Origin of the sequence: Dietzia sp. CQ4 (assembly GCF_014145125.1) — a bacterium.
Taxonomy (GTDB): domain Bacteria; phylum Actinomycetota; class Actinomycetes; order Mycobacteriales; family Mycobacteriaceae; genus Dietzia; species Dietzia natronolimnaea.
The window spans coordinates 1-3,436 of sequence record NZ_JAALDZ010000342.1 but is presented as its reverse complement, the minus strand read 5'-3'; the positions used below and the strand labels follow the sequence as shown (position 1 = coordinate 3,436).

Below are 3,436 nucleotides of genomic sequence, written 5' to 3'. Positions count from 1 at the left end.
GCGAGGCGGCGACGCGTGTCGGTCGGTTCGATGACCTCGTCGACCACACCGATGGAGACCGCCCGGCCGACGCCACCGGCGATCGCGGCGTGCTCGTCGGCCAGCCGCTCGTGCAGGGCCTCGCGCTCGTCCTCCGGCGCCGCTGCGAGCGTGCGCTTGTGCAGGATGCCCACCGCCGCCTTGGCGCCCATCACGGCCACCTCCGCATCGGGCCACGCGAACACGGCGGAGGCGCCCAGCGCGCGCGAGTTCATGGCGATGTAGGCCCCGCCGTAGATCTTGCGGGTGACCAGCGTGACGCGGGCGACGGACGCCTCCGCGAAGGCGTGCAGCAGTTTGGCGCCACGCCGGACGACGCCCTCCCACTCCTGGGAGACCCCGGGGAGGTAACCGGGGACGTCGACGACGACGAGGAGCGGTACGCCGAACGCGTTGCACAGGCGGACGAACCGGGAGGCCTTCTCGGCCGACTCGGAGTTGAGGCAACCCCCCAGGCGGAGCGGGTTGTTGGCGATCACGCCGACCGTGCGGCCCGACATCCTGCCGAAGCCCACCACGATGCTGGGCGCCCACTTGGCCTGGAGCTCCTCGAAGGTCGTGCTCCCGTCCAACTCGGACGAGTCGAGGATGCCGTGGACGAGGGGACGCACGTCGTAGGCACGCTTGGGTGACTCCGGGAGCAACCCCGCCAGATCCGTGTGGTCGCCCTCGAGCGCCCGCAGATCGAACTCACCCTGCGCGGACAGGAGGTTCACCAGCCGCCTCGCGCGGTGCAGAGCGTCCCGCTCGTCAGAGGCGGCGATGTGACACACGCCGGACTTGCGGTGGTGGACGTCCTGGCCGCCGAGGCCCTCCATGTCCACCTGTTCCCCGGTGACGGAGCGGACCACGTCGGGTCCGGTGACGAAGATCTTGCCCGCCGGCGCCATGATCACGACGTCCGTGAGCGCGGGGCCGTACGCGGCACCGCCGGCGGCGGGCCCGAGCACGACCGAGATCTGGGGCACGTGGCCCGAGGCGCGGACCATGGCCTCGAAGACCAGGCCGACGGCGTGCAGCGCCTCGACGCCCTCGGCGAGTCGTGCCCCTCCCGAGTGCCACACGCCCACGACGGGCAGGTGCTCGTCGATGGCGGTGTCGATCGCGTGGACGATGTGACGGCACCCGTCCAGGCCCATCGCGCCACCCATGACGGTGGCGTCGGTGGCATAGGCGATCGTGGGTTCGCCGTCGATCAGGCCCCGCGCGGCGAGCGCGCCCGACGCGTCGGGTTCCGTGAGGAACTCCAGTGATGCCGGATCGAAGAGGTTCTCGAGCCGGGCGACGGGGTCGCGCGGGTCGATCTGGGTGTTCTGGTCCACGGTGCTCGTGATGGTCATCGAATGCAGTCCTTTCCGCGGCGCACCTCCCGGATGGGAGGGTGCGCTCCTTATGGACCCCCGGACTGGCTGGTGTGGGGGAGGCGAGCGATCCGGGACCCCCGTCCCTGATCGCGCCTTCCGCCCGTCACCCCGCGTGACGCGGGGTGCTCTCGTGTGTCGGGTCCCGGACGTGGGGTGGAGACGCGGGCTCGTCTGGTGCACCGACCGCACCTTCGGCCCTGAACGCGTCCCCGCCCCGTGCTCCGGGACGTGGTGTCAGCTCTGGTCGATCTTCTGGATGTAGTCGACCGCATCCTGCACAGTACGCAACTTGGCGAGGTCCTCGTCCGGGATCTCCACCCCGTAGCGGTCCTCCGTCTGGACCGCGATCTCCACCATGGAGAGCGAATCGATGTCCAGATCGTCCACGAAGGACTTCTCCGGGGTCACCTCGGAGGGCTCGATTCCGGTGACCTCCTCGACGATCTCCGCAAGTCCGGAGATGATCTCGGCCTCGGTGCGTGCCATGTGGTGTCCTTTCTGGTGGTGTCGTCGCGCCCGGTCGGGCACGGCGGGGTCGTCATGACGCGACCGCCGGGCGAGGCCGGCGACCGCGGGTTCGTGGGGGTGGTCTACGCGCCGCTGAGTGCGGGGACGGCGTCGAGCGCGTCCTCCAGGTCCTCGGGCGTGGTGACGCCGTGCCGGGGCACCTCGCGCATCATGCGCTTGGCCAGGCCGACGAGCGCCCCGGACGGGGGGAGCTCGACGAACGCGTCCACGCCGAGCTTGAGCATGGTCTGCGTGCACAGGTCCCAGCGGACCGGATGGGTGATCTGTGAGATCACGCGGTCCACGGCGTCCCTGCCCGAGGTGACGACCATGCCGTCGGCGTTCGAGAGCAGGGTCAGCTCGGGATCCCGGACCTCGATCGTGTCCGCGAGGGCGCGGAACCTCTCGACGGCGGACCCCATGTGCCGCGTGTGGAACGCCCCGGCCACGTCGAGGCGGCGCAGGCGGGCGCGGCTCGGAGGGTTCTGCTCGAGCGCGTCACACGCTTCGAGCGGGCCGGCGGCCACGATCTGCCCGGCGCCGTTGCGGTTGGCGGGTTCCAGGCCGGCGTTCTCCAGGGCGAGCAGGACGTCGGCCTCGACCCCTCCCAGGACGGCGATCATCCCGGTCGGCCGGTCGGCACAGGCCCGTGACATCGCGGCGCCCCGGACCGACGCCAGGCGGAGCGCGTCCGCCTCCGAGACCACACCGGCGATCGCGAGCGCCGCGACCTCACCGATGGAGTGCCCGGCGACGATCGTGTCGGCGGGCACCTGGCCCCGTCGACGGAGCTCTGCGGTTCCGAGCAACGCGGAGGCGACCACCAGCGGTTGGGTGACCGCGGTGTCGGTGATCTCCTGCAGGGTCGCGGTGGTGCCCAGGCGTTCGAGATCGAGTCCACTCGAGGCGGACCACTCGTCGAGGCGGGCCGAGGCGCCGGGTAGCTCGAGCCATGGCGCGAGCATTCCGGCTTTCTGGGACCCTTGTCCGGGGGCGGTGAGGCAAAGCACGAGTATCAGACAACACGTGTTGCCCTCCCTCGGATGATGTTCTCGTAACCAGAAACACCGGCCGGATTTTGTGGGGTTCCCACAAATCCGGTGTTGAGTGGGTCGACATCTCTGTGAGTGGAGTTTTCGTTACAGGGTGTGACGAGAGTGATTGTTTAGCTGTCCTGAGGGCTTCGTTCGGCGAACTTGCCGAGGACGAGGGCTATCCGGAGGACAAAAGCCTCCCTCGCGTCAAGCGGGTCGAACTCGGTGATCTGGCTCACTCGTTTGAGGCGATACCGCACGGTGTTGGGATGGACATACAACCCGCGCGCACACGCCTCCACGTGACCACCCGAGTCCAGGTAGGCCCTCAGGGTCTCCTCCAGGGACGGATCGGCGCCCCGGAGCGGGGTGACGATCCGCTCCACCAGCATCCCCGCCGCCCCGCGGTCACCGCCCAGGACCCGCTCCGGCAACAGGTCGATCGCCGCCACCGGGCGGGGGGCGCCGGGCCACCCGGTCGCGGCCGCCGCG

Annotated in this window: 4 protein-coding genes; all 4 read right to left on the bottom strand. The window is 70.3% G+C overall.

Annotated features, from left to right (window positions below; genetic code table 11):
* A partial coding sequence (locus tag G6031_RS16375) for a carboxyl transferase domain-containing protein (protein ID WP_182653839.1) occupies positions 1-1,379 on the bottom strand: 1,379 nt, incomplete at its 3' end.
* Positions 1,380-1,637: 258 nt separating this feature from the next.
* A complete protein-coding gene (gene acpM / locus G6031_RS16370; RefSeq protein ID WP_095719155.1) occupies positions 1,638-1,889 on the bottom strand; it encodes a meromycolate extension acyl carrier protein AcpM in 252 nt (83 codons plus the stop codon).
* 104 nt (positions 1,890-1,993) lie between these two features.
* Positions 1,994-2,920 carry an ACP S-malonyltransferase gene (locus G6031_RS16365; protein WP_179524988.1) on the bottom strand — a complete coding sequence of 309 codons (927 nt, stop codon included), beginning with the start codon at positions 2,918-2,920 and terminating at the stop codon, positions 1,994-1,996.
* A 155-nt stretch (positions 2,921-3,075) separates the two neighbouring features.
* On the bottom strand, positions 3,076-3,436 hold a 361-nt coding region (locus G6031_RS16360), incomplete at its 5' end, for a helix-turn-helix domain-containing protein (protein ID WP_182653838.1).